This window comes from Shouchella lonarensis, assembly GCF_900096965.1.
In the GTDB taxonomy this organism is placed as follows: Bacteria; Bacillota; Bacilli; order Bacillales; family Bacillaceae_D; genus Shouchella; species Shouchella lonarensis.
The window spans coordinates 1-22,669 of record NZ_FMYM01000007.1; the positions used below are offsets into that span (position 1 = coordinate 1).

Annotated in this window: 25 protein-coding genes; 13 read left to right on the top strand and 12 right to left on the bottom strand. The window is 44.3% G+C overall.

What is annotated here, in order from left to right; all coding sequences use genetic code 11:
- The 10 genes from BLT29_RS13890 to BLT29_RS08185 form a co-directional block, all read right to left on the bottom strand.
- Window positions 1-881, bottom strand: an 881-nt coding sequence (locus BLT29_RS13890; protein ID WP_281241406.1) for a pyocin knob domain-containing protein, incomplete at its 3' end; no start/stop codon positions are given.
- Window positions 882-934: 53 nt separating this feature from the next.
- Window positions 935-2,698, bottom strand: coding sequence for a pyocin knob domain-containing protein (locus BLT29_RS13695; RefSeq protein ID WP_090775833.1), 1,764 nt, complete (start codon window positions 2,696-2,698; stop codon window positions 935-937).
- Between the two features lie 20 nt (window positions 2,699-2,718).
- Complete coding sequence (locus tag BLT29_RS13895) at window positions 2,719-4,506, bottom strand: pyocin knob domain-containing protein (RefSeq protein ID WP_141769875.1); 1,788 nt, start codon at window positions 4,504-4,506, stop codon at window positions 2,719-2,721.
- Between the two features lie 539 nt (window positions 4,507-5,045).
- On the bottom strand, window positions 5,046-5,411 hold the full coding sequence (gene mnhG, locus BLT29_RS08155; protein WP_367576292.1) for a monovalent cation/H(+) antiporter subunit G: 366 nt from the start codon (window positions 5,409-5,411) through the stop codon (window positions 5,046-5,048).
- The gene (locus tag BLT29_RS08160) at window positions 5,404-5,679 is read right to left on the bottom strand and encodes a Na(+)/H(+) antiporter subunit F1 (protein WP_090775835.1); all 276 of its coding nucleotides are present in this window, start codon (window positions 5,677-5,679) and stop codon (window positions 5,404-5,406) included. The genes mnhG and BLT29_RS08160 overlap by 8 nt, the downstream gene beginning before the upstream one ends.
- Complete coding sequence (locus BLT29_RS08165; RefSeq protein ID WP_090775836.1) at window positions 5,672-6,157, bottom strand: Na+/H+ antiporter subunit E; 486 nt, start codon at window positions 6,155-6,157, stop codon at window positions 5,672-5,674. The genes BLT29_RS08160 and BLT29_RS08165 overlap by 8 nt, the downstream gene beginning before the upstream one ends.
- A 1-nt stretch (window position 6,158) precedes the next feature.
- Complete coding sequence (locus BLT29_RS08170; protein WP_090775837.1) at window positions 6,159-7,646, bottom strand: Na+/H+ antiporter subunit D; 1,488 nt, start codon at window positions 7,644-7,646, stop codon at window positions 6,159-6,161.
- A complete protein-coding gene (locus tag BLT29_RS08175) occupies window positions 7,639-7,977 on the bottom strand; it encodes a Na(+)/H(+) antiporter subunit C (RefSeq protein WP_090775838.1) in 339 nt (112 codons plus the stop codon). Before BLT29_RS08175 ends, BLT29_RS08170 begins: the two co-directional genes overlap by 8 nt.
- Window positions 7,977-8,411: an MnhB domain-containing protein gene (locus tag BLT29_RS08180; protein WP_090775839.1), complete on the bottom strand. Its 435-nt coding sequence runs from the start codon at window positions 8,409-8,411 to the stop codon at window positions 7,977-7,979. Before BLT29_RS08180 ends, BLT29_RS08175 begins: the two co-directional genes overlap by 1 nt.
- Window positions 8,408-10,804: a Na+/H+ antiporter subunit A gene (locus BLT29_RS08185; RefSeq protein ID WP_090775840.1), complete on the bottom strand. Its 2,397-nt coding sequence runs from the start codon at window positions 10,802-10,804 to the stop codon at window positions 8,408-8,410. The genes BLT29_RS08180 and BLT29_RS08185 overlap by 4 nt, the downstream gene beginning before the upstream one ends.
- A 402-nt stretch (window positions 10,805-11,206) precedes the next feature.
- Here BLT29_RS08185 and BLT29_RS13385 point away from each other — a divergent pair, with 402 nt between their 5' ends.
- On the top strand, window positions 11,207-11,353 hold the full coding sequence (locus BLT29_RS13385; RefSeq protein WP_176763868.1) for a hypothetical protein: 147 nt from the start codon (window positions 11,207-11,209) through the stop codon (window positions 11,351-11,353).
- A gap of 31 nt (window positions 11,354-11,384) precedes the next feature.
- On the opposite strand, the gene BLT29_RS08190 is transcribed toward BLT29_RS13385, so the two are convergent.
- Window positions 11,385-11,525, bottom strand: a complete 141-nt coding sequence (locus BLT29_RS08190; protein WP_090775841.1) for a sporulation histidine kinase inhibitor Sda — start codon at window positions 11,523-11,525, stop codon at window positions 11,385-11,387.
- Between the two features lie 455 nt (window positions 11,526-11,980).
- On the opposite strand from BLT29_RS08190, the gene BLT29_RS08195 reads away from it, so the two are divergent.
- From BLT29_RS08195 to BLT29_RS08235, 9 genes are all read left to right on the top strand, one after another.
- The gene (locus tag BLT29_RS08195; protein ID WP_090775996.1) at window positions 11,981-12,502 is read left to right on the top strand and encodes a YqeG family HAD IIIA-type phosphatase; all 522 of its coding nucleotides are present in this window, start codon (window positions 11,981-11,983) and stop codon (window positions 12,500-12,502) included.
- On the top strand, window positions 12,499-13,614 hold the full coding sequence (gene yqeH, locus BLT29_RS08200) for a ribosome biogenesis GTPase YqeH (protein ID WP_090775842.1): 1,116 nt from the start codon (window positions 12,499-12,501) through the stop codon (window positions 13,612-13,614). Before BLT29_RS08195 ends, yqeH begins: the two co-directional genes overlap by 4 nt.
- Window positions 13,615-13,704: 90 nt before the next feature.
- Window positions 13,705-14,535, top strand: a complete 831-nt coding sequence (gene aroE, locus BLT29_RS08205; RefSeq protein ID WP_176763869.1) for a shikimate dehydrogenase — start codon at window positions 13,705-13,707, stop codon at window positions 14,533-14,535.
- An 83-nt stretch (window positions 14,536-14,618) separates the two neighbouring features.
- A complete protein-coding gene (gene yhbY, locus BLT29_RS08210; RefSeq protein WP_090775997.1) occupies window positions 14,619-14,915 on the top strand; it encodes a ribosome assembly RNA-binding protein YhbY in 297 nt (98 codons plus the stop codon).
- An 18-nt stretch (window positions 14,916-14,933) separates the two neighbouring features.
- Window positions 14,934-15,515, top strand: coding sequence for a nicotinate-nucleotide adenylyltransferase (locus tag BLT29_RS08215; protein ID WP_090775844.1), 582 nt, complete (start codon window positions 14,934-14,936; stop codon window positions 15,513-15,515).
- Window positions 15,499-16,083: a bis(5'-nucleosyl)-tetraphosphatase (symmetrical) YqeK gene (gene yqeK / locus BLT29_RS08220; protein WP_367576290.1), complete on the top strand. Its 585-nt coding sequence runs from the start codon at window positions 15,499-15,501 to the stop codon at window positions 16,081-16,083. The genes BLT29_RS08215 and yqeK overlap by 17 nt, the downstream gene beginning before the upstream one ends.
- A complete protein-coding gene (rsfS, locus tag BLT29_RS08225) occupies window positions 16,076-16,429 on the top strand; it encodes a ribosome silencing factor (RefSeq protein ID WP_090775846.1) in 354 nt (117 codons plus the stop codon). The genes yqeK and rsfS overlap by 8 nt, the downstream gene beginning before the upstream one ends.
- A complete protein-coding gene (locus BLT29_RS08230) occupies window positions 16,423-17,289 on the top strand; it encodes a CvfB family protein (RefSeq protein WP_090775847.1) in 867 nt (288 codons plus the stop codon). Before rsfS ends, BLT29_RS08230 begins: the two co-directional genes overlap by 7 nt.
- A gap of 20 nt (window positions 17,290-17,309) precedes the next feature.
- Complete coding sequence (locus BLT29_RS08235; protein ID WP_245701174.1) at window positions 17,310-18,053, top strand: class I SAM-dependent DNA methyltransferase; 744 nt, start codon at window positions 17,310-17,312, stop codon at window positions 18,051-18,053.
- 58 nt (window positions 18,054-18,111) lie between these two features.
- Here BLT29_RS08235 and comER read toward each other — a convergent pair whose 3' ends face one another.
- Window positions 18,112-18,936, bottom strand: coding sequence for a late competence protein ComER (gene comER, locus BLT29_RS08240; protein WP_090775848.1), 825 nt, complete (start codon window positions 18,934-18,936; stop codon window positions 18,112-18,114).
- A gap of 125 nt (window positions 18,937-19,061) precedes the next feature.
- Here comER and BLT29_RS08245 point away from each other — a divergent pair, with 125 nt between their 5' ends.
- From BLT29_RS08245 to BLT29_RS08255, 3 genes are read left to right on the top strand one after another with little or no spacing between them, the layout of a single operon-like run.
- Complete coding sequence (locus BLT29_RS08245; protein ID WP_245701176.1) at window positions 19,062-19,670, top strand: helix-hairpin-helix domain-containing protein; 609 nt, start codon at window positions 19,062-19,064, stop codon at window positions 19,668-19,670.
- Between the two features lie 57 nt (window positions 19,671-19,727).
- Window positions 19,728-20,300: a ComE operon protein 2 gene (locus BLT29_RS08250; RefSeq protein ID WP_090775849.1), complete on the top strand. Its 573-nt coding sequence runs from the start codon at window positions 19,728-19,730 to the stop codon at window positions 20,298-20,300.
- Window positions 20,301-20,316: 16 nt separating this feature from the next.
- Window positions 20,317-22,662, top strand: a complete 2,346-nt coding sequence (locus BLT29_RS08255; RefSeq protein ID WP_090775850.1) for a DNA internalization-related competence protein ComEC/Rec2 — start codon at window positions 20,317-20,319, stop codon at window positions 22,660-22,662.
- Window positions 22,663-22,669 lie beyond the last annotated feature (7 nt).

The following is a 22,669-nucleotide window of genomic DNA, read 5'->3' on the forward strand; positions in this document are numbered from 1 at the left end:
GGTCCAGTAGGTCCAGTAGGTCCAGTAGGTCCAGTAGGTCCAGTAGGTCCAGTAGGTCCAGTAGGTCCAGTAGGTCCAGTAGGTCCAGTAGGTCCGGTAGGTCCAGTAGGTCCAGTGGACCCAGTAGGTCCAGTAGGTCCAGTAGGTCCAGTAGGTCCAACAAGTCCAGTAGGCCCGATAGGTCCAGTCACACCTTGTGCCAATAGTTGTTGCCAGTTGCTCCATGTTCCCCCGTTATCAGTGGAGCTACGATATAAAAATGTTGGATTGCTAATATATAGTTGCTGAATATAAGGTGCCGCCTCGTCAAATGCTACAACCGTCACATATAAGGTCCATATTGGACTTAATGGGACAGGGGAAAGACTACCTGGGCTTGTTGGAGGTGGACCGGCGGCATCATCTGAACTATACTCACCTGGGGTTAATAAGGTATCTAGGTTCGTACCAGAAAATACATCTGTCGTTAAAGGGAAAGCGTTAATATCAAGTGCTTCTAGTAACACATCCCCTGTCATGCCATTGACACTGAGCACACCACCCGGTGGTCCGGTCGGTCCTGTTAAACCGGGCGGTCCTGTGATAGGTGTCATTGTTGTTGCGACTTTCATTTTTGAGTCTAATATCATTTCCTTTTTAAATATTGTGTCCAATGTTGATTGAATGCTGTCATTAACGGATAGAATTTCTTGTACACTTAAATCGGGCCCCGTCACGCCAGGTAACGTTCCTAATGCATATTGGATTTTTTCTCCTTCTGCATTAATGATATGCGCCAATCCCATCTCCTCCATCGCAATGGAAGCCAATAGTAAATTGACGACATCATCACGATCGATGGCAATATTTGGCGTGAAATTGGGCATATTTGGTTGAGACATTTTCATCACTCCTTATCGTGTATTTCAAATCACATTGTATGAGGTTGCTCATTTTAAGTCGGAATATTTTGACGTGATATTTGAATATATGCATTTGTGGCATTCACGCCTCCTACAAGTGTTGTATTTATTGTGATGGCATCTCCATCCGCTATTAAACCTACAACATCTCCTTCTTCTAGCTCCACGAACGTAGAGGCAATCGCTTTCCTATTCGGTATACTTCGGTCTGAAGTTTGTACGACCCCATTAACTGTAATGCTAATATTTGAGTTATTCGACCCTGCTCCGGCAACAAATAGCGCTTCAATACTATATAAGCCGGGTTCATTGACAGTGACAGATCCGTTTGCTTCCAATGTCATAGCGCCCGCAGGAACTTCAGCAGGATCTGGTGTTAGAAGAAGGACGAAGTCTTGGTCAGCCACTGCCAGAGTACCATCTGATGTGTTTCGAGCGAACCTTCCGATTACTGCTGGGACGTCTGGTCCAGTAGGTCCGGTAGGTCCAATAGGTCCAGTAGGTCCAGTAGGTCCAGTAGGTCCAGTAGGTCCAGTAGGTCCAGTAGGTCCAGTGGATCCAGTAGGTCCAGTAGGTCCAGTGGATCCAGTAGGTCCAGTAGGTCCAGTAGGTCCAGTAGGTCCAGTGGATCCAGTAGGTCCAGTAGGTCCAGTGGATCCAGTGGATCCAGTAGGCCCAGTAGGTCCAGTAGGTCCAGTAGGTCCAGTAGGTCCAGTAGGTCCGGTAGGTCCGGTAGGTCCAGTAGGTCCAGTGGATCCAGTAGGTCCAGTAGGTCCAGTAGGCCCAGTAGGTCCAGTGGATCCAGTAGGCCCAGTAGGCCCAGTAGGTCCAGTAGGTCCAGTAGGTCCAGTAGGTCCAATAGATCCAGTAGGTCCAGTAGGTCCAGTAGGTCCAGTAGGTCCAGTAGGCCCAGTAGATCCAGTAGTTCCGGTCGGCCCCGTGGATCCAGTAGGTCCAGTAGGTCCAGTAGGTCCAGTAGGTCCAGTAGGTCCAGTGGATCCAGTAGTTCCGATCGGCCCGGTCGACCCGGTTATTCCGATAGGTCCAATCGGTCCAGTGGATCCAGTAGTTCCGGTCGGTCCAGTGGATCCAGTAGTTCCGGTCGGTCCAGTAGGTCCAATCGCTCCAGTTGCACCTTGTGTGCCGACAGGTATCCATGGTCCCCATGTGATACCATCTGTTGTACTGCGATAGAACATCGCTGGATTTGATAAATATAGTTGCTGAATATGATTATTAACAGCGGATACATAAATGGTCCATACGGAAGGATTTGTCACACCTGGTGGTCCATTGGTAGGCAATGGTCCTGTTGCGTTATTAGAACTATATGCGCCCGGTGTGACGAGTGTATTAAAATTAGTGCCAGATGGGAGAATCAGATAAGGGAAGGCACCCACGTCTTCTGCGTCTAATACGACAACACCCTCTTGCCCATTGACGCTTAATACGTCTCCAGTAGGTCCAGTAGGTCCAGTAGGTCCTCTAGGTCCAAAGAAAGAAGGGATACTGGCAGCATTTTTCAATTTAGATTCCAAAATGATTTCTTTTTTGAAAATTGCTTGGAGTAAAGCTTCTGCGCTCTCATTTATTTCTGCAATCTCGGATAAACTAGCAGGTGGACCTGTTATGCCACTTAGCGTCCCTAAAGCATATTGAATTTTTTCTCCTTCTGCATTAATGATATGTGCTAAACCCATTTCTTCCATTGCAATCGATGCAAATAATAGATTGACGACATCATCTCTCGTTAACGTAATATCAGGCGTAAAATTTGGCATATTTGGTTGAGACATTTTTCTCATCCCCTTTCAGTTTATAAAATGTTTTGCCTATAAATCTCTAGTGAAGCAGTGGTACTATCAACACCTGCTAATGGTGTTGTATTTAAGACGAGACCATTTCCTACAACAAACAGACCAACGGTTGTATTCGCCGTCACTTGCGCAAATGTATATAATTGTACCGTGATTTCTGGTGTGATTTTCATTGTCGAGCCGGTTTGAGTCGTACCATCTACTTCAAGTTCAACATTACAGTTTGCGGTTGTCGTGTCTGCGTATAATACAGCAGAGATGGTGTATACACCTGGTTCATGAATGACAACAGTCCCGTCTCCGTTCAGTGTAAATGTTCCAGGTGGTACGGCTGTTGGCTCTTCACGTTGGAAAGGAATGGGATCGCCATCATTTAATGTAGGAATGGTATCAGTTGTGTCAATTGTAAACATTCCTGCTATTCCTTGGACATTGACCCCAATCGGTCCAGTCGATCCAGTAGCTCCGATAACAGTGCCAGTAGGTCCAGTAGGTCCAGTGGATCCAGTAGGTCCAGTGGTCCCAGTAGTTCCGGTAGATCCAGTAGGTCCAGTAGGTCCAGTCGATCCAGTAGGTCCAGTAGGTCCAGTAGGTCCAGTAGTTCCGGTAGATCCAGTAGGTCCAGTAGGTTCAAATCCAGTAGGTCCAGTAGGTCCAGTGGATCCAGTAGGTCCAGTAGGTCCAGTAGTCCCGGTAGGTCCAGTAGGTCCAGTAGTCCCAGTAGGTCCAGTCGATCCAATAGGTCCGGTAGGTCCAGTCGATCCGGTAGGTCCAGTAGGTCCAGTAGGTCCAGTAGTCCCAATCGGTCCAGTAGATCCAGTAGGTCCAGTAGGTCCAGTAGGTCCAGTAGATCCAGTAGATCCAGTAGATCCAGTAGTCCCAATCGGTCCAGTCGATCCAGTAGGTCCAGTAGGTCCAGTAGGTCCAGTCGATCCAGTCGATCCGGTAGGTCCAGTAAGTCCAGTAGGTCCAGTCGATCCAGTAGTTCCAGCAGGTCCAGTAGATCCAGTAGGTCCAGTAGTCCCAGTCGATCCACCAGGTCCAATCGATCCAATCGATCCAGTAGGTCCGGTAGGTCCAGTCGATCCAGTAGGTCCAGTTGTTCCTTGCTCCATATTAATCCAGTCACTCCAAGTCACACCATTATCTGGTGAACTACGGAACAATAAAGTTGGGTTACTGATATAGAGCTGTTGAATATAGGGGGTCGCGCCACTAAATTCAATGACAGAAACATACACAGTCCAAGTAGGGCTAAGTGGTACAGGAGAAATACTTCCTGGACTTGTTGGCGGCCCCCCTGTTGGATCATCTGAACGGTATACAGCAGGTGCGAGCAACGTGTCTAAGTTCGTCGTTGATGGCAAGGTAGTAAACGGTAATGCATTGACATCCTCTGCATCAAGTATCACATCCCCAGTTTGACCATTCACACTATCAACGGCTCCAGCAAGTCCAGTAGGTCCAGCAGGTCCTGTTGGACCAAGAACAGTTGGGATACGCGCAGTTTCTTGTAATTTAGAGACCAACAAAATTTCTTTTTTGAAAATGGTGTCAAGCATCGAGTCTACGTCTTGGTTAATTTCTAAGATATCTTGCAATGTTGCAGCCGGTCCTGTAACTCCCGGAAGTGTCCCTAATGCATATTGGATTTTTTCACCTTCAGCATTAATAATATGAGATAGCCCCATCTCTTCCATTGCAATCGAAGCGAGTAGTAAGTTTACAACATTTTCTCGGGTGATCTCAATGTTAGGTGTGATATTAGGCATATTTGGTTGTGACATGATTCATAACCTCCTTAAAAGTATTAAAGAAGAACGTTGTGAAACAGGAAAAAGTTGTTTAAAAGAGTACATCTATTGATTGTCAGTATAGTGGTTTATCACCATAATTAATGTCCATCCCCCTTGTCGTTATTTTTGATATGCTATATTACATAATTAAAAAATGGTGTTTAGAATAATGCATATCGAATTAAACCCTTATAAAAAGGTCTTTCCTCCATAACATAAAGTATGTTTTTTTAGTAATTTCTGTGCATTGCGTGTATTGAAAAGGGCAGTTGTTTGCTTTAGTGGACGAAAAGTGGGTAGGTGTATGAATAATTCGTCTCAGGGGTCAGGACGAGGCAAATGAACATACATATGTTCACAATCGCTAGGACGAATTCTACTGAATTAAATATTTATTGTTTAGTAAACAAAAAGCACCTCACCCTTGCAGTGATGCGGATGGAACAACCGCAATACCGTAAGGAGAGGTGCTTTTCATATGGTTCGTCTGTTCCCAGGCATGGAGCCTCACCGATTTTGAGGTTCACTGTTCACTCAGATGACTGCTGTTGTTTCTTTCGCTTTGTCGCATAGTAAGGTGCCATTTCATCACGTGTAGAAGACGGATGAAGGGGGATACCGGTGCGATAAGCAGAGCGCGAGATTTCAAGTGCCGAAATAGGCACCGTCATAAAAACAAACAAAATGGTGAGCAATACTTTCCCAATAAATTGTCCGTGATGGATAAGAAAATGTAAGAACGTCGCTGTCATAATCATCATGACACCGAAAGTAGCGTTTTTTCCGGTTGCATGTAGGCGAGAATACACATCAGGAAAGCGAATGATGCCAACGGCCGTCAATAGACCGAATAAGGAACCTACAATGACCAAAACAATAATAACCCATTCAATCACTGTCAAATAAATCTCCCCTCTCAAGAAACTTTGCCATTGCAACAGAACCAACAAAAGCAAGAATGCCGACAACAAGTAAGACTTCGGTATAAGCGACTGTATCGTGTAGCATCATGAGAATGCCAATGAAGCTAATTAATAACAATCCTAATGTATCTAAGGCGACGATCCGATCATATACGGTCGGTCCAATGACCGCGCGAACGAGACAGAGGAGCGCGGCAATCCCTAAAATGATTAGGGCGACCGATAAACATGTATTAAACATGGCGGCGGGTCACCTCCAATATGCTCGCCTCGAATGTTCGCTTCACTTGAGCGACCACGTCTTCAGGATTTTCAGCTTGTAATGCATGAATAAAAATCTGGGTGCCATCTTTAGAAAACTCAATGGACAACGTGCCAGGTGTGAGTGTCATTAAAAGTGCGAATAAGGCTTTTTCGCTATTCGTTTTTAATTCTGTCGGCACAGCAATGATGCCGGGGGAGATATTCATGTTTTTCCGTAACAGGATTTTCATTACGTCAATGTTTGCTAACGTCAATTCTCTTAAGAAAACACCCATCAGTTTGATCAATGACCATACACGATGCATGTAAAAGTACCCATCTTGAAAATGGACGAGGACGAGGACAACGACCATACCAATTGCATAGCCGACAATGAAGTCTGCCATTGTTAGGCTATTTTGAAACAATATCCATAAGAAGGCAATCGTGAAGTTTACTGCTAATTGAAACATCATGCTATTTCGCCTCCCCTAATACCGCATCAATGTAAGTGGTTGGATCTAGGAGCTGGTCGGCAATTTCTAGTGAATACAAGAAGACCGGTTCGGCTCCCAATCCAAGAATGATGGTTAATATGACTAACGGCACAATCGCAAGCAACGGTTTTTTGAGTGAGATGGCTGCTTGTTCTTCTGTATGTTTTTGTTCCCCCCAAAAGACATGTGAGAAAATCCTCATCATTGAAATCAACGTTAAAATGCCAACGACTAAAGCGACAGCGGCAATCCAGTAGTTTCCAATCGTTAAGCTTTCGCGTATTAACGGAAGTTTGCTGAAAAAGCCACTAAATGGTGGAATACCAGCTAAAGATAAAGCGGAAATGAGGAACAGCCATGCCAGCCATGGATGCGTTTTTAGTAAGCCACCCATTTGCCTTAAATCGCTTGTTCCGGTCACTTTCTTTGTCGCGCCTTCGAATAGGAACAGTGATGATTTGACAATGATATGGTGGGCGATGTAAAACACGGCACCAGCAAGGGCAATACGCGTGTACAAACCGAGTCCCATAATAATATACCCGACATGACTAATGATGTTGTAAGGGAGAATTCGCTTGAAGTCGAATTGAGCAACCGCACCTAAAATCCCAAAGAACATCGTCAGTCCAGCAATCCATAGCAATAGTGTGTGTGTGAAACCCGTGTCGTTTGTAAAGATTAACGTAAAAGAGCGGATGATCGCATAAATTCCAACTTTTGTTAGTAACCCCCCACATAATGCTGCAATTGCTGCTGGTGGTCCGTAATAAGAGTTTGGCAACCAGAAGTAAAGGGGGAAGAGGGCGCCTTTCATTGCAAAGACAATAAAGAAAATCATCGCGACAACTTGCAGTGTGCCGGTTTGACCGATTTCTCCAATACGAACAGCAAGATCTGCCATATTTAATGTGCCCGTGATGCCGTATAAATAAGCGACACCAACGAGGAAGAGTGCAGAGGCAAATACGTTAATGACAGTGTATTTAAATCCCTCACGTAGTTGATAACCGGTGCCACCAAAAGCGATTAGAGCATAAGACGATAGAAGCATGACTTCAAAGAATACGAAGAGGTTAAATAAGTCTCCTGTTAAAAAAGCACCGTTTACGCCAGTAAGCAAGAAAAAGTAGAACGGATAGAAGTAAAATCGTTCTCTTCTTCGGTCAAGTGTGCAGAAAGCAAAGAATAAGCAAACGACACCGACGATGGAAGAAAGGACAACCATAAAGGTTGAAAATAAGTCACCGACAAAGACAATGCCAAATGGTGCTTGCCAATTGCCTAATTCCAATGTTTGTGTCCCATCTATATAGGAACGAGAGGCTAAGTAGACGGAAACACATAGCAGAGAAATGACGGCGATACTACTAATGATGCGCTGAAGGCGCCCATATTTTGCAAAGAGAATTAACAAAGCCCCTACCGCAAAGGGGAGTATGACTGGTAGTATGAGTAAGTTATTCATCAGCAGATCCCCTCAATTTTTCAAGATCATCCGTTTTGTGTACTTTATACGTTCTGTAGCCAAGGACAACGAGGAAAGCTGTAATCCCGAAGCCGATAACAATCGCTGTTAAAATTAATGCTTGTGGTAGTGGATCCATAAAGTCTCCGTCACCAAGGTGGTATAAAGGTGGGTTTTTCCCCCCGAGTCCAGCCATGGTAAGAATGAGTAAATGCGCGCCATGAGAGAAGATCATGAGTGCAACGATGATACGTAAAATGCTACGACTGAGTAAAAGGTAGGTGCCAACTGCGAAGAGGACACCGATCATCACAAATACTAATAATTCCATTACTGATCATCCTCCGCAATTGTTAATGTGATGACCATGGTGACGGCAATGACGACGAGAAAGATGCCAAGGTCAAAGGGTAACGCCGTCGTCAGTTCTGTTTTCCCAAATAAAGGGAAATGGAAGTAATCAAAAAAATGTTCTAAATACGCTTTTCCAAAGATGACACCGATGAAACCGACGACAATCGTCAGCAATAACCCGATGGCAATGACTGGGACGAAGGAGATGCGCAACACCGCCGTCGCTTGTTTTTTGTCTAAAACAACGTAGACGAGAATAAAGGCACATGCTGCCATTAATCCGCCGATAAAGCCGCCGCCAGGGTTGTTATGACCTGCAAAGAACAAATACAGTGCAAATGCGAGCAGGAAGTAGATCACAATTGTAATAAATGTTCGTTGTAATATGTCGTGTGATCGTGAAAACTTCATACGTCTTCTCCTCCCTTAAAGCGATGTTTGACAAGCATAATCACTGCAAGTGCGACAATGCCGAGAACGAGTACTTCAAGCATTGTATCCAGACCACGGAAGTCAACTAAAATGACATTGACCATATTTGTACCGCCGCCAAGCTCGTATACATTTTCAATATAGTAATCGGAAATTGAGCGTAGTCCAATTTCTGTCCCAAACGAGTACGCACTAATGGCAATGACAGTGACAAAGAGACCGACAGCTGCGGAAATGGCGATGTGAAAAACTTTTGTTTTCTTTGAGCGAATTTCCTTTGTGATCTCTGGTAGATGCCTAAAGGCGAGTACGAGTAACACAACTGTGACGGTTTCAACAAGGAGCTGGGTCAATACTAAATCTGGTGCCCGGAAAAGCGCGAAAAATAGGGCCATCATATAGCCAATAATCCCGGCAAAGATGATGAGTGTGAGGCGCTGTTTAATAAACGGTAAGGCGATGGTCGCAGCAATGAAAATCAATGCAGCGATATACATAAACCATGGAATGTCAGTCATATGATCGATGCGGAAAGACCACGCATTTGTATAGGAGAACGTCCACGCGAGCAATGCTAAGATGAAAATGATCATGTAAGCGAAATAGTCACGAAGACGCCCAGTCATTTGTGTTCGTGTAATGGCTTGTGATGTCGCCGTTAACCCTATTAACCCTTGATCATAAAACCAATGGAGTGGATCACGGTCTCGTTTGTAGAGCGCTAGGTTTTGCCATTTCTTCATGAAAATAAACAGCACACTCCCAAGACAAACAACACCAATCGTCATCATTAGTTCAGTATTCACGCCATGCCAAAGACTTAACATCACACTAATTTGCCCAGGTGGAAGCGTAGGGAGCACACTCTCAACGGTTGGTTTTACAATGGTGTTCGCGAGTACGTTCGGGAATAACCCAAAAATAATCACAAGCGATCCAAGAATGAGTGGACTAATGAGTAGCCCAAGCGGTGCTTCGTGAACCGGCTTTTTAAACGATGATGGTTCAAATTGTCCGGTAAACGTTTTAAAGAACATAACTGCACAGTATAAAAAGGTGAAAATACTTGCGATCCAAGCAATGATTGGCAACAAGAGGCCAACGTCTCCTAATCCAAAAAAGCTGCGCTCGGTTGCTTTTATCATACTTGTAAAGAACATCTCTTTAGAAATAAAGCCATTAAACGGTGGTAAACCAGCCATGGCAGCGAGTCCAACAGCGGAAATCGTAAATGTGATCGGCATGATCGCCATTAACCCACCGAGTTTACGAATATCACGTGTGCCTGTTTCATGGTCGATGATCCCTGCTGTCATAAATAAGCTTCCTTTAAACGTTGCATGTGAAATTAAGTGGAAGACAGCGGTTGTGATCACGGCAATAGAAAATTCAGGATCGAGAAGTGGGGCAGAACCAACGCCTAATAAACACATGACGAGTCCAAGCTGACTGACGGTAGAGTAGGCAAGAATCCCTTTTAAATCTTTTTGTCTCACAGCGGAAATCGATCCCCAAGTTAAGGTGAGCAACCCGAAAATGGTTAAAATCCAAAACCATTCAGGGGACCCACCATAAATAGGCGTCAGGCGGGCAACGAGATAAATGCCGGCTTTCACCATTGTGGCAGAGTGTAAGTAGGCGCTAACAGGTGTCGGCGCAGCCATCGCATCTGGCAACCAAATATGGAATGGGAACTGCGCTGATTTTGTGAAAGCACCGAGCAAAATTAAAAGCATTGTCGCAATGAAAAGTGGACTGGAGACGACCACATCTAACTGGTCGATGATTTCACGTAGACTGAAAGTGCCTGTAATGGCATAAAGCAAACAGAAGCCAGCAAGCATGGCAAACCCGCCAAACACAGTAATTAGCATCGATTTTTGAGCACCATAGATGGATTCTTTTCGGTGGAACCAATAACTAATTAAGAGCGCCGAGGCAAGGCTTGTGAGTTCCCAAAAAATATAAAGCGTGATCAAATTGTCGGATAATACGACACCAAGCATCGCACCCATAAATAGCAGGAGGTAAATGTAAAAATGATGGAGCCGCTCTGATTTTTTATTTAAATAGTAAATCGAGTAAAAAACGACAAGCGTACCGATACCGGTAATCAATAAGGCAAATAGTAAGCTGAGCCCATCAACATATAAGTTAAAGTGAATGCCTAGTGACGGTACCCAAGGGAGGGTCAATAACATGGTTTCCCCGCTTGTCGTCATCGGTAGAAATGAGATAAAGAAAATAAACAATGAAGCTGGAACGAATAAAACAAACCAGCCTGTATGTAATTTTTTCGTGTATGGGTAAATCATAGGGATGATAGCCGCCACGATAAATGGAGCGAGAATAGCTAAATGAACACTAGACATGTCCTGCCTCCTTTTTTATAGATGTCCCGTTGATCGTCAAATGAGGGGATCTTCGTCATTATAACGTAAATGAAGCAGACGTGCACCCCCTGAGATACGTGTAACGCTGCTCAAAAACAGACTTATTAATATGTACAAACGAGGTGATTTTAGCAAAAAAAAAATTAAAAAGGTGTCAGTATAAGTTGTGCCCTAAAATGTCAAACCTATGATAACAGAAGTCGAAGATCGGAAGTCCAAATAAAGAATATAAGCGGTTGAGAGAGGAAATACTGAACATAAAATTTGTGTCTCCGGTGGCCGACTGCTGTTCGCTAGAAAGGGTGATGGCTTATTCGATTAAAACCTAAAGTACTCATTTGTATAGCTGTGTTCATGATTTTGTGTGTAAGTGGATGGTGGTTGGATAGCTTAGGTGAAACGTATACACGTGGACCAGATCGTTCCGGAATTTCTATACAAAAAAATGATCCAAACCGCTTTTTGCCGCGTGAATATATTAAATGGTTTCCACAAGATACGGGCGAACAACAGAAAAAGGACCTGTAACGGTCCTTTTTTATATCAATTGAGGGTAGGGTTATGAAGACAGCTTAATACGATCAATGAGAGAGCGACGATGGAGCTCATCGTGGATTAAATCAATAAAATCTTGTTGAAGTTCTAATTCAATTGCTTTATGGTATGTCTCGATCAAGAGTTCGTCTGATAGCGTGTGCATTAGGTCCCGTCGTTAAGAGCGACAGGTTCACCTCCTCGCGAAAATATAGTGATGGGTATTAGATCAATTGCTGTTTCATGTGCACAATTGAGATAAGATAACGTTTGAATGCTTGTGAAAGGGACAAATCATTTACTAAGCACAGTGTAGCACGTTTGTAGAACTGGAACAATCGTTCTATCTATCCACATAACTATGTGGATAGCTTGTGGGCATTGTGTGAATGTGTACTCATTTTTATTGACATAAAAGGATTTATTTCGTGGACAACGTTATCCACAGTTGGAAGTGGTGTCTGGTTTTGTCGGAAAGTTTTTTTAGTTCGACACATATCGGATGAATTCTCTTGATTGATAAAATGTGTTTTTAACGGTATAGTGAATGTTTGATAAGTTCTTTTGCAGAAGTTTAGAGACATCGGTTCGTCATGTACATAAGAAAAGAGGTTTTATATGATGTTGAAACATTTACTACCGGATCAATATGTGAAGAACATCTATGAGATTGATGTGGCAGAACTAAGTGAGCGCGGTGTAAAAGCAGTAATTACAGATTTAGATAACACATTGGTCGCGTGGGACTACCCGACAGCAACGGTTGAAGTTTGTGAGTGGTTTGGGGCTCTGAAAAAAGCTGGTTTCCAAATTATGGTTGTGTCAAATAATCATGAAAAACGTGTAAAGGATTTTTGCGATCCAGAGAAAGTAAGATTTATTTATAATGCAAGAAAACCGCTCAAGCGTGCATTTCAGCAAGCGTGTAAGCAAATGGCGGTTCGTCCCGAGGAAGCCGTTGTTGTAGGTGACCAAATGTTTACGGATGTATTAGGTGGAAACCGAGCTGGCCTACATACAATTCTTGTTGTGCCGGTCGTCAAAACGGATGGATGGATGACAAGGATGAACCGGCGGATGGAGCGAATTGTGTTAAAATGGATGAGGAGAAAAGGGTATATTACTTGGGAGGACAAGTCATGACAGAGAAGACAACAAGCTTGCATTGTTCTGGTTGTGGGATCGCAATCCAAACAGATGACCCACAACAGCTAGGCTATGCGCCAAAAGCAGCATGCGCGCGCGATGTTGTTGTATGTAGACGTTGTTATCGGTTGACACATTACAATGAAATGCAGCCTGTACAAATGTCGGATGATGATTTTTCCGAACTGTTTCAAACGTTATACGACAAGCATGCGCTTATTGTAAAAGTGATTGATGTATTTGATGTACACGGAAGCTGGATTACGGGGTTACAGCGATTTGTTGGTCGCAATCAAGTTTTGCTTGTTGCAAATAAGGTGGATTTGTTACCGAAATCAACGAATCGTGGAAAAGTCCGTCACTGGCTTAAGAAAATGGCTGCTGACTTTGGATTAAAACCAGTTGATGTCTTACTCATGAGCGCGGAGACAGGTGAAAATGTAGAAGACGTCTGTGCGCACATTGATACGTATCGTCGTGGGAGAGATGTGTATGTCGTTGGTTGTACAAATGTAGGCAAGTCCTCTTTTATTAATGACATTTTGTCACGTAGTGCCAAAGATGCCCGTCCGCCACTTGTAACGACGTCTCATTTTCCCGGAACGACGTTACAATTTATTGAAATTCCATTAGAAGATGAGCGTATGCTCGTTGATACACCTGGATTAATTAATCGCCATCAAATGGCACATCTTTTGTCTCCAGAAAGTTTAAAGGCTGTTACGCCAAAAAAAGAATTGAAACCACGTGTATACCAGTTACAAGAAGAGCAAACGTTGTTTCTTGGCGGTCTTGCACGACTGGATTTTAAAAAAGGTGCGCCTGCTTCGTTTATTGTGTACGCAGCAAATAGTGTTCCAATTCATCGTACAAAGTTGTCGAATGCAGATGCGCTTTTTGAACAACATGTTGGGACGTTACTTAGTCCTCCTACTCCGCAGGAGACGTTGCCCGCGCTGGAACGACATGTTTTTCGACTGCAAGCAGGACGCGTGGATGTCGTATATGCTGGATTAGGCTGGGTGACGGTACAAAGTGATGGTGTTGCAATTGAAGCGTACGCACCCGCCGGTATTGGCGTTTCTGTAAGAATGTCGATGCACGCATAATCACAGATGTCGGGAGTCTGAACGCAAATTGATTCACGGAAGAAAAGTCAACAGTGTGATGATTGAATGCTGGAATGCGAGGTGACTTTCATGGAGCGAAAATATGGTCTCATTGGTCACCCAGTTAGCCATAGTTTAAGTCCGCAAATGCATGCTGCCGCATATCAGTCGTTACATTTAGATGCGACGTATGAAGCAATGGATGTGCCCCCTGTGCAACTAAAAGCAATGTTGCATAAGGTACGAGCGGGAAATATAGATGGACTAAATGTGACCTTACCTCACAAAGTGGCTGTTCTGCCATACCTTGACGAGCTTGATGAAGATGCGCACGCGATTGGGGCAGTCAATACGATTGTACGCTGTGGTCATCGTTTGATTGGAAAGAATACTGATGGGACAGGTTATATGACCGCTTTACTGGCACGTGTCGATGCAAGAAAACTCGCTTGTGCAAATGTGCTTGTCATTGGCGCAGGCGGTGCAGCGAGGGCGATCGTGTATGCGTTATGTAAGCATGGTGTCGGTTACGTGACGGTCGCCAATCGTACGCTTACACGTGCACAACAGCTTGTTGCTCATTTTCCGCAGTGGCCAGTTAAAGCAGCACCACTCTTACAAGTCGAAGAGGATTTATCTCCTTATGATGTGTTGATTCAGACGACTTCAGTTGGGATGACCCCCCATGTGAGAGAAATCCCATTATCTCTTGAGACGTTGGCGCAGCATACGTTTGTGAGTGAAATCATTTATCATCCGATTGAGACAGCATTAATAAAAACAGCTAAAGCACGTGGGAACAAAACAAGTCCAGGTATTGGCATGTTTGTCGAGCAAGCCGCGCTGTCTATTTATTATTGGACACAGCGATGGCCTGATCGTGTGCCAATGACTGAGACAGTATTAAAATTAACGAAGTGAATAAAGGGTGTTTTCAGAGGTGAACGTTTGAAAATTTGCCTGTTGGCGACAGAATTCAGTATTTCGGGATCGGAGGCATGTCCATGTTAACGAAAAAGCAAAAACGATTTTTACGTGCACAATCTCATCACATTCAGCCAATTTTTCAAGTGGGGAAAGCTGGTGTGGGCGAGCAAATGATTCGGCAAATAAACGAAGCATTAGAAGCACGAGAATTAATTAAAATAACGGTATTGCAAAACTGTATGATGGATCAAGAAGATGTTGTCGAAGCATTATTAGAAGGGACAGCATCATACATCGTGCAAGTGATTGGGCACACCATTGTTTTATATAAGCGTGCGCAAAAGCAACCGAAGATCATGTTGCCAGAATCATAAGGAAGGGTTGCGTGTATCATGTTAAAGCGAGTCGGTTTACTTGGTGGGACATTTGATCCACCCCATATCGGACACTTTTTAATTGCCCAAGAAGCACTCCATGCATGTGAATTAGATGAGGTTTGGTTTATTCCTGTGCAGACGCCGCCACATAAAGAAAGAGACACGTTGACAAGTGGGGAAGATCGCGTGGCAATGCTCGCAGCAGGGATTGAAGATGAGCCGCGGTTTGCGATTAAAGATATTGAATTAAGACGTGAAGGAAAGTCCTACACAATAGACACAGTGCGTGAATTAAAGGTATTACATCCTGAGACAGCTTTCTTTTTTATTATTGGTGGCGATATGGTGGAGACCCTTTCATCGTGGCGACACATTGATGAATTACGCACGCTTGTGACGTTTGTAGCGTTTGTACGTCCGGGTGCACAAATCGATCGTACAGAAGCAAATGTGGACGTGGTCGATTTTGAAGCGTGGCCGATTTCCTCAACGATGATTCGAACACGTCTCAAGCACGGTCGACCCATTCAATATTTCGTGCCTTTTGGTGTGGCCCGCACGATAGAGGAGCGGCATTTATATGTTGATGACGAGTGAAGAAGCGTTCGCACATGTACGCCCACACCTTTCCCCCGCTCGCTATACCCATACACTTGGTGTACACGAAGTGAGCATCACACTGGCGAAACGGTATGGTGCGGACGTACAAAAATGTGAGCTCGCAGCCATTTTACATGATATTTGTAAAGAGCACGACGTTCGTGATATGAGACAAACAGTGACCGAGGTGTTAAAAGAACCGCATTGGGCACAGTATGGAGACGAATTACTTCATGCCCCGTGTGGCGCACATTATGTGCAACATCATTTGGGGATTTGTGATAACGACATTTTAGCAGCAATTAAATCGCATACAACAGGACGAGCCCATATGAGTATAGTGGAAAAAGTTGTTTTTGTTGCTGATTATATTGAGCCCAATCGTGCATTTCCAGGTGTAGAAAAGGCGCGCCTGCTTGCAGAAGAAAGCCTAGACAGCGCGTGTTTATATGCTTTACAACAAACAATGACTTTCTTACTACAGAAAGAAGTGCCGATTCATCCAGAGACGGTTTGTGCATACCACGCGTTTTTAAAAAGAAAGGGGCGTTCAACCATTGAATGAACAGTTGAAATTAGCGGTAAAAGCGATTGATGATAAGCGAGCCGAGCAAATGGTGGCTTTAAATGTGCAAGGGATTTCACCAGTGGCAGATTATTTTGTCATTTGTCACGGCAATTCTGAAAAACAAGTGCAAGCGATTGCCCATGAATTAAAAAAATGTGCGCAAGAAGCAAATATTGAATTGAAGCGTCTGGAAGGTTATGACCAAGCGCGCTGGGTACTTGTTGATATAGGTGATATTGTCGTACATGTATTTCATAAAGATGAGCGGACATATTACAACTTGGAAAAGTTGTGGGGCGACGCACCGCGCGTTGATGTAGGGGAGATTTTGTCCTCATGTTAAAACCAGGAATGATGGTGACATTGCCGGTTGTTCGTGTCGCAGCATTTGGCTATTTTTTGAGTAACGGGACAGAAGACATCCTACTGCATAATCGTGAGGCGACTACGACGCTAATGCCTGAGGATGAGGTTACTGTCTTTTTATATCATGACCATGACAACCGTTTATCAGCAACGATGGTAGAGCCGATTATTAAAAATGACGAGATCGGTTGGTTAACCGTTGTTGGTGTGAAGCCACACCACGGTGTGTTTGTTCATAACGGGGTTTCCCGAGATTTGTTTGTGTCTATAGATGAGCTACCTACTGAACGTGAAGCGTGGCCTGCTGTTGGAGATCGTCTTTTTTGTTCATTGACATGGGATAAAAAAGGTCGGTTAATGGGGCGCCTTGTGAAAGGAGCACCGGTCATGTCGCAAGCTATCTCGGCAGACGAGACGTGGCTTGGACGTGAAGTAACGGGAACGATTTATCATTTTCTTGAAGAAGGAGCGGCACTGTTCATTGAAGACGGTCCGATTGCTTTTTTACATCGCGATGAAGCGCTCGGTATGCCACGTTTAGGACAAGCCATCACCGGTCGCGTGCAATTCGTTCGTGAAGATGGTCGCGTCAATGTGACAGCACGTCCATTGCGAACAGAACAGCAAAAAACGGATGCCAACCGAATTTTGCACGTATTGCAAGAACGGAGCGGTCGTATGCCTTATGGTGACAAATCGACGCCAGATGTAATTGTGAGTCGGTTTCAAATGAGCAAATCAGCATTTAAGCGTGCGCTTGGGAAGTTGATGAAGGAAGGCAAAATTGAGCAACGAGATGGCTGGACATATTTACGAGATTCTTCGACGAAAAAGTGAATGCTGGGAGGTGCTTTCCGTTGAGTTATACGTATTTTCCAGCTTGGTATGATCGGCTTATGAGCCATGTACCGTATGATGATTGGCTTCGTCTTGTTGAAAAGGTAGTGGAGGAGCAGAGTGGACGACGAATGAAAACGATCCTTGACGTCGGTTGTGGAACCGGGGCGTTGTTGTTACTCATGCATGAAAAAGGTTGGCAACCTGTTGGTGTCGACCTCTCTCCTGAAATGTTGTCCATTGCACATGATAAACTAATTCGTGCTGGATACAAACCGCAATTGTACGAAGCTAACATGAGCTTGCTGCCAGCCTTAGGTCATTTTGATGTGATCACGGTCTTTTGTGACTCACTTAATTATTTACCAGACGAAGATGCTGTCAAACAAGCATTTGCCCGATTTTTTGCGTCATTACAGCCGGGTGGGGTGTTGTTATTCGATGTGCATTCGCCTGAGAAGATGAGAAAGTTTCCTGGGCTCACTTTTGCAGATGCGAGTGAGGATGTCTCTTACATTTGGCAGTCGTTTGCAGATGAAGGGCCATTAAGCGTCGTGCATGAGCTGACGTTTTTTGTTCAAGACGAGACGGGGATGTATGTTCGATTTGAGGAAGTACATGAAGAGCGGACATTTCTCGTATCTCAGTATGAGCAGTGGCTTTATGAAACGGGTTTTTCTGAGGTAGTCGTGACAGCCGATTTCACAGAAGCAGCACCGACAGAACATAGTGAGCGACTTTTTTTCAAATGTATAAAAAAATAGCAGGATTTCTGTCAGAGGATGTAGAAAGAAGACAAGGGAGGAGGAACCTTGTCTTCTTTCACTGATACGTCAGTCTTTCTGTTAGATGCTTTTTCTCTTCCTCATATTTTTCATGTGTCCGTTGAAATAGTATGTCAAACCCATCTCCTAGCGCTTGACTGAGCGCGGCAATCCCTTCCCCTGTAATGCCACCAGGCACGCATACCCGCTCTTGTAGTGCGGGCAATGTGTAATGTCCTTCTTCAAGTAATTTCCCAAGCCCAATTAACATCGATGTGGTTAATGCAGTCGCTTTCTCTTCTGAGATATGCGTTTGGCTGCATGCGCCTTCAATTAATCGTTGTGCAAGAAAACTAAAAAAGGCGGGACCACAACTAATAATGTCTGAAGAGACACGCGTAATATTTTCTTCAATGACGAGCGGTGTGGATATTTTTGACATGAATGTGTATACGTCATGTTTGTCACTCGTTGTGCAGCGTTCACCAAAACTCATCAACGTCGCTCCCGCTTGGGCACGGTTCAAAATTGTTGGGATGACGCGGCATGTTTTGCACGGTAAAGCACTATCAAGTGCGGCAGTGGAAATGGGACTCGTGATCGAGATTGCAAGTTGTTCAGCTCGGACGAGCGGTGCCATCTTTTGGAACAATCCTGGCATATCTTTTGGTTTGACACAAAGAAATAACCAGTCACTTTGGGCAATACAAGTGGCAATATGTTTCGTCACAGTTATATTGGGATAACGATCTTGTATAGCGTAGGCCTTTTCTGTCGTTCTGTTTGTAATAACAATGTTTTCCTCTTTCAATGTTCCTGAGGCAAGGAATGTTTCAATTAGCATGCTACCCATGCTACCTGTACCAATAAAACCGATCTTCATAGGATCCCCCCCTTTTCTTTTTTCCTTTATTAAACGTATGCAAGGTGTGTCTTTCATCATTCACTATAGAGAAAATTTTTTCGGGATGAAGTGAATTTTTAAAGGTGACAGGAGGATGAGTCGATATGAAAAAATACATGCAACATCGGCAGTTGTTGCTCATTGGTGGTGGCGGGTTTCTCATCGTCATTGTGTTGGTGACCGCTTATATGTTTACACGTGACGGTGCTGCAGATGCAGATGTACATTGGGAGGCGCTTGAACTTGATGAGGAACAAGAAGTGAAAGAACAAGTGACTACGGATGATGTCATGATCGTTGATGTAAAAGGTGCGGTTGTCTCACCTGGTGTGTATGAAGTGAATGAAGGGAGTCGGGTGCATGAAGTGCTTGACAAAGCAGGTGGTTTGACAGAGGACGCAAAGGAGACGGCGATCAATTTAGCGTTACGCGTTCATGATGAAATGGTTGTGTATGTGCCAACAGAAGGAGAAGAGATGGATGCCAATATTGGAACGGGCATGGAGGTGAGTGGTGAGGAATCGTTGAATTTGAACACAGCGACAGTTGATGAGTTAACGACATTGCAAGGGATAGGCCCCGCACGAGCTGAAGCCATTGTTGCTTACCGAGAGGAGCACGGACCCTTTGAATCGGTAGAAGCGCTTACAAATGTAAGTGGCATTGGCGCAAAATCATTAGAAGTGATCATCGACAAGATTCGTGTGCATTGACGAAGTTGCAATATTTTTTTACAATTTCATGGAGAGGTCGAAAGGAGATATAAAGTGATGGAGCGTATTTCTTGGGATCATTATTTTATGGCACAAAGTCATTTGTTAGCTTGGCGGAGCACGTGCCCACGTTTAAAAGTAGGCGCGACGATCGTGCGCGATAAACGCGTGATTGCCGGTGGATATAATGGTTCTGTTTCCGGGAGCGATCATTGTATAGACAAAGGTTGCTACGTTGTAGATGGTCATTGTATTCGCACGGTGCATGCAGAAATGAATGCGTTGTTACAATGTGCAAAGTTGGGGGTAGCAACAGAGGGAGCAGAAATCTATATTACTCATTTCCCGTGTGTCCATTGTACGAAAGCACTCATTCAAGCGGGCATTGCAAAAGTATACTATGCAACTGATTATAAAAATCATCCCTATGCAGAATCGCTATTCACCGAGGCGGGGATCGTTTGTAACGCTGTTGAGTGGGATCCGTGTGTCCTTGATCAACACTTTCGAGAAAAGCTAACGCTTGCAACATCATTGTTACAAGAGTTAGAGACGCTTGGTGCAAGTGAAGAGACGCTTTCCTCATATACTGAGAAAACGAAGGCGCTATATTTTCAGTCGTTAAAATAGTGGTAGTGTGACCATCATGAACATATGGATGCTAACCGCTTTCGTCTCGATGGCTGCCGTTCTTATTGTTTTACAGCAACGTGTCGATGTCGCGATTGTTTTTATTCTCATCGTGGTGATAGGCATATGTTGGCGTTCACGAGGGAAACGTTTGTACCTTGCAATGTGTTTACTCCTCGTGTATGTTGTTTTTACGAGCAGTACGTGGTTGCACGATCGCAATAATGTGAGCAAGCTAACGGGGACAGAAGAGCACTTTACATTCACGGTGAGCGATCGATTTCATATCGATGGTGATCGCTTGCAAGGGGTCGTGCAAACAACTGGAGGCGAGCGACTTATGTTGCGGATGCGTCTTATGGAGAAGGAACAGCAACGCCTCTCTTCGTTGTATTTACCTGGTTCTCATTGTGAGGCAACAGGTGTGCTGATCCGTCCGAATGAAGCACGTAATTTTTATGCTTTTGATTATCGCACATATTTATATATGCAAAAAATCCATTGGCAATTGCAAGTTGAACCGCAAGCGATGACGTGTGCGTCGGGTGACCTGCTCGATAAGGGGCGGTATCTTTTAGCATCTTGGCGGACAATGATGATTGAGACGATTGTAGCAGATTTCCCCAGTGAGCTGAAAGGGGTGGTACTGGCACTTACGTTTGGAGAGCGGCGTTATATTGAAGGCGCGCTACTCGATGCTTATGCTGAGCTAGGCATCATCCATTTACTTGCCATTTCTGGATTGCACGTAGGACTTATTAGTGCAGTCATGTATGCTTTTTTGTTGCGTGTCGGGGTGACACGTGAGCGGGCGCAAACATTCATGTTATGTTTACTGCCAGTGTTTGCAATGTTAACAGGTGCTTCTCCACCAGTTGTTCGTGCGTCTGCGATGGCATTCGTTATCTTCTTGTGCATCCGTCTACGCTTGCGTACGCACCCGTTATACGGTATTATGGCCATTTTCTTTGCGTATTTACTCATAGACCCGTATCAATTGTTACAATTAGGGTTTCAACTTTCTTTCATCGTTTCTTTCACCCTTTTATTTGCAGCCAAAACGATTCAAACACGGTACAAAAGTAGTCTTGCACGTCTTTTTGTTGTTTCAACAATCGCCCAATTGGTTGGTTTACCACTCATCTTCTACAACTTCTTTGAATGGTCAGCTTTAAGTTTACTTTTAAACCTCGTTTATATTCCTTTTATCTCCTTGTTTGTTTTGCCAGTCTCCATCCTCTCAGTCGTGCTTTTCTTTCTGTTTCCTTCACTTCCAAATATAGCCGTTTTTTTGCTCGAATCAGTTGTGCCATACGTGCATCATGTTGTTTTTGCATTGCAAAAGTCATCGCTCTTTACATTCGTTCTTGGCAAACCTCATCCATTGCTGCTTGTTTGTATGTATGGTGCCAGCTACTTTTTACTCGTGTCATGGGAAAGGCGCCATCGTTTGTGGTCGCTTTCTGTCATACCACTATGCTTAGTCATCAGTATAAAATGGTTGATGCCTTATATGAACCCAAATGCAGAAATGACGATGATCGACGTTGGACAAGGTGATAGTTTTGTCATTGAAGCGCCCTTTCGCCGTCATGTGACCGTCATTGATACGGGTGGGACGATGTCATTTTCCGAAGAGGATTGGCAACGCCGGCAACGTTCTTTTGATACGGGCAAGGATCAAGTAAGTGCATATCTGAAAGCGAAAGGTGTGAAAACGGTTGATCGATTGGTGTTAACCCATGGACATGATGATCATATGGGTGGAGCGAAAGGTCTGATTGCAGAGATGAATGTTCGTGAAGTGGTTTATCCGGCGGTTGCACATGAGCAGGAGAAGGAGCAAGTATTATTTGCTGATATACAGCAACGAGGTATTCCTGTCCGCTTTGTTCAAGAAGGAGATAAGCTCGTTTCCAGCGGACAAGTCATGCATGTTTTAGGTCCGCCTTCTGATGTTGAGTTAGGATTGAATGATGGTTCTGTCGTACTTTTTATGAAGATTGAAGGGGTATCTTTTCTGTTCACGGGTGATATTGAAGAAGAAGGAGAAAGGGTGATATTGGAACAATTCCCGAATCTGACAGCAACAATTTTAAAAGTTGCGCATCATGGTAGCCGCACATCGACGTCAGAAGCGTGGTTAAACGAAGTGAACCCAAAAGTTGCGCTCGTCTCAGCAGGTGTGAACAACCGTTTTGGTCATCCACATCCTGAAGTGGTTTCTCGCCTTCATGAAGCAGCCGTTCCACTATACCGGACAGATGAGCACGGGATGGTCGTGCTTAAACTGCGGGATCGCGCGATTGTAGCGATTGAGAGCAAATTCTCATCTGTAGACAAAAAAAGCCGCACCAGATAAGGTGCGG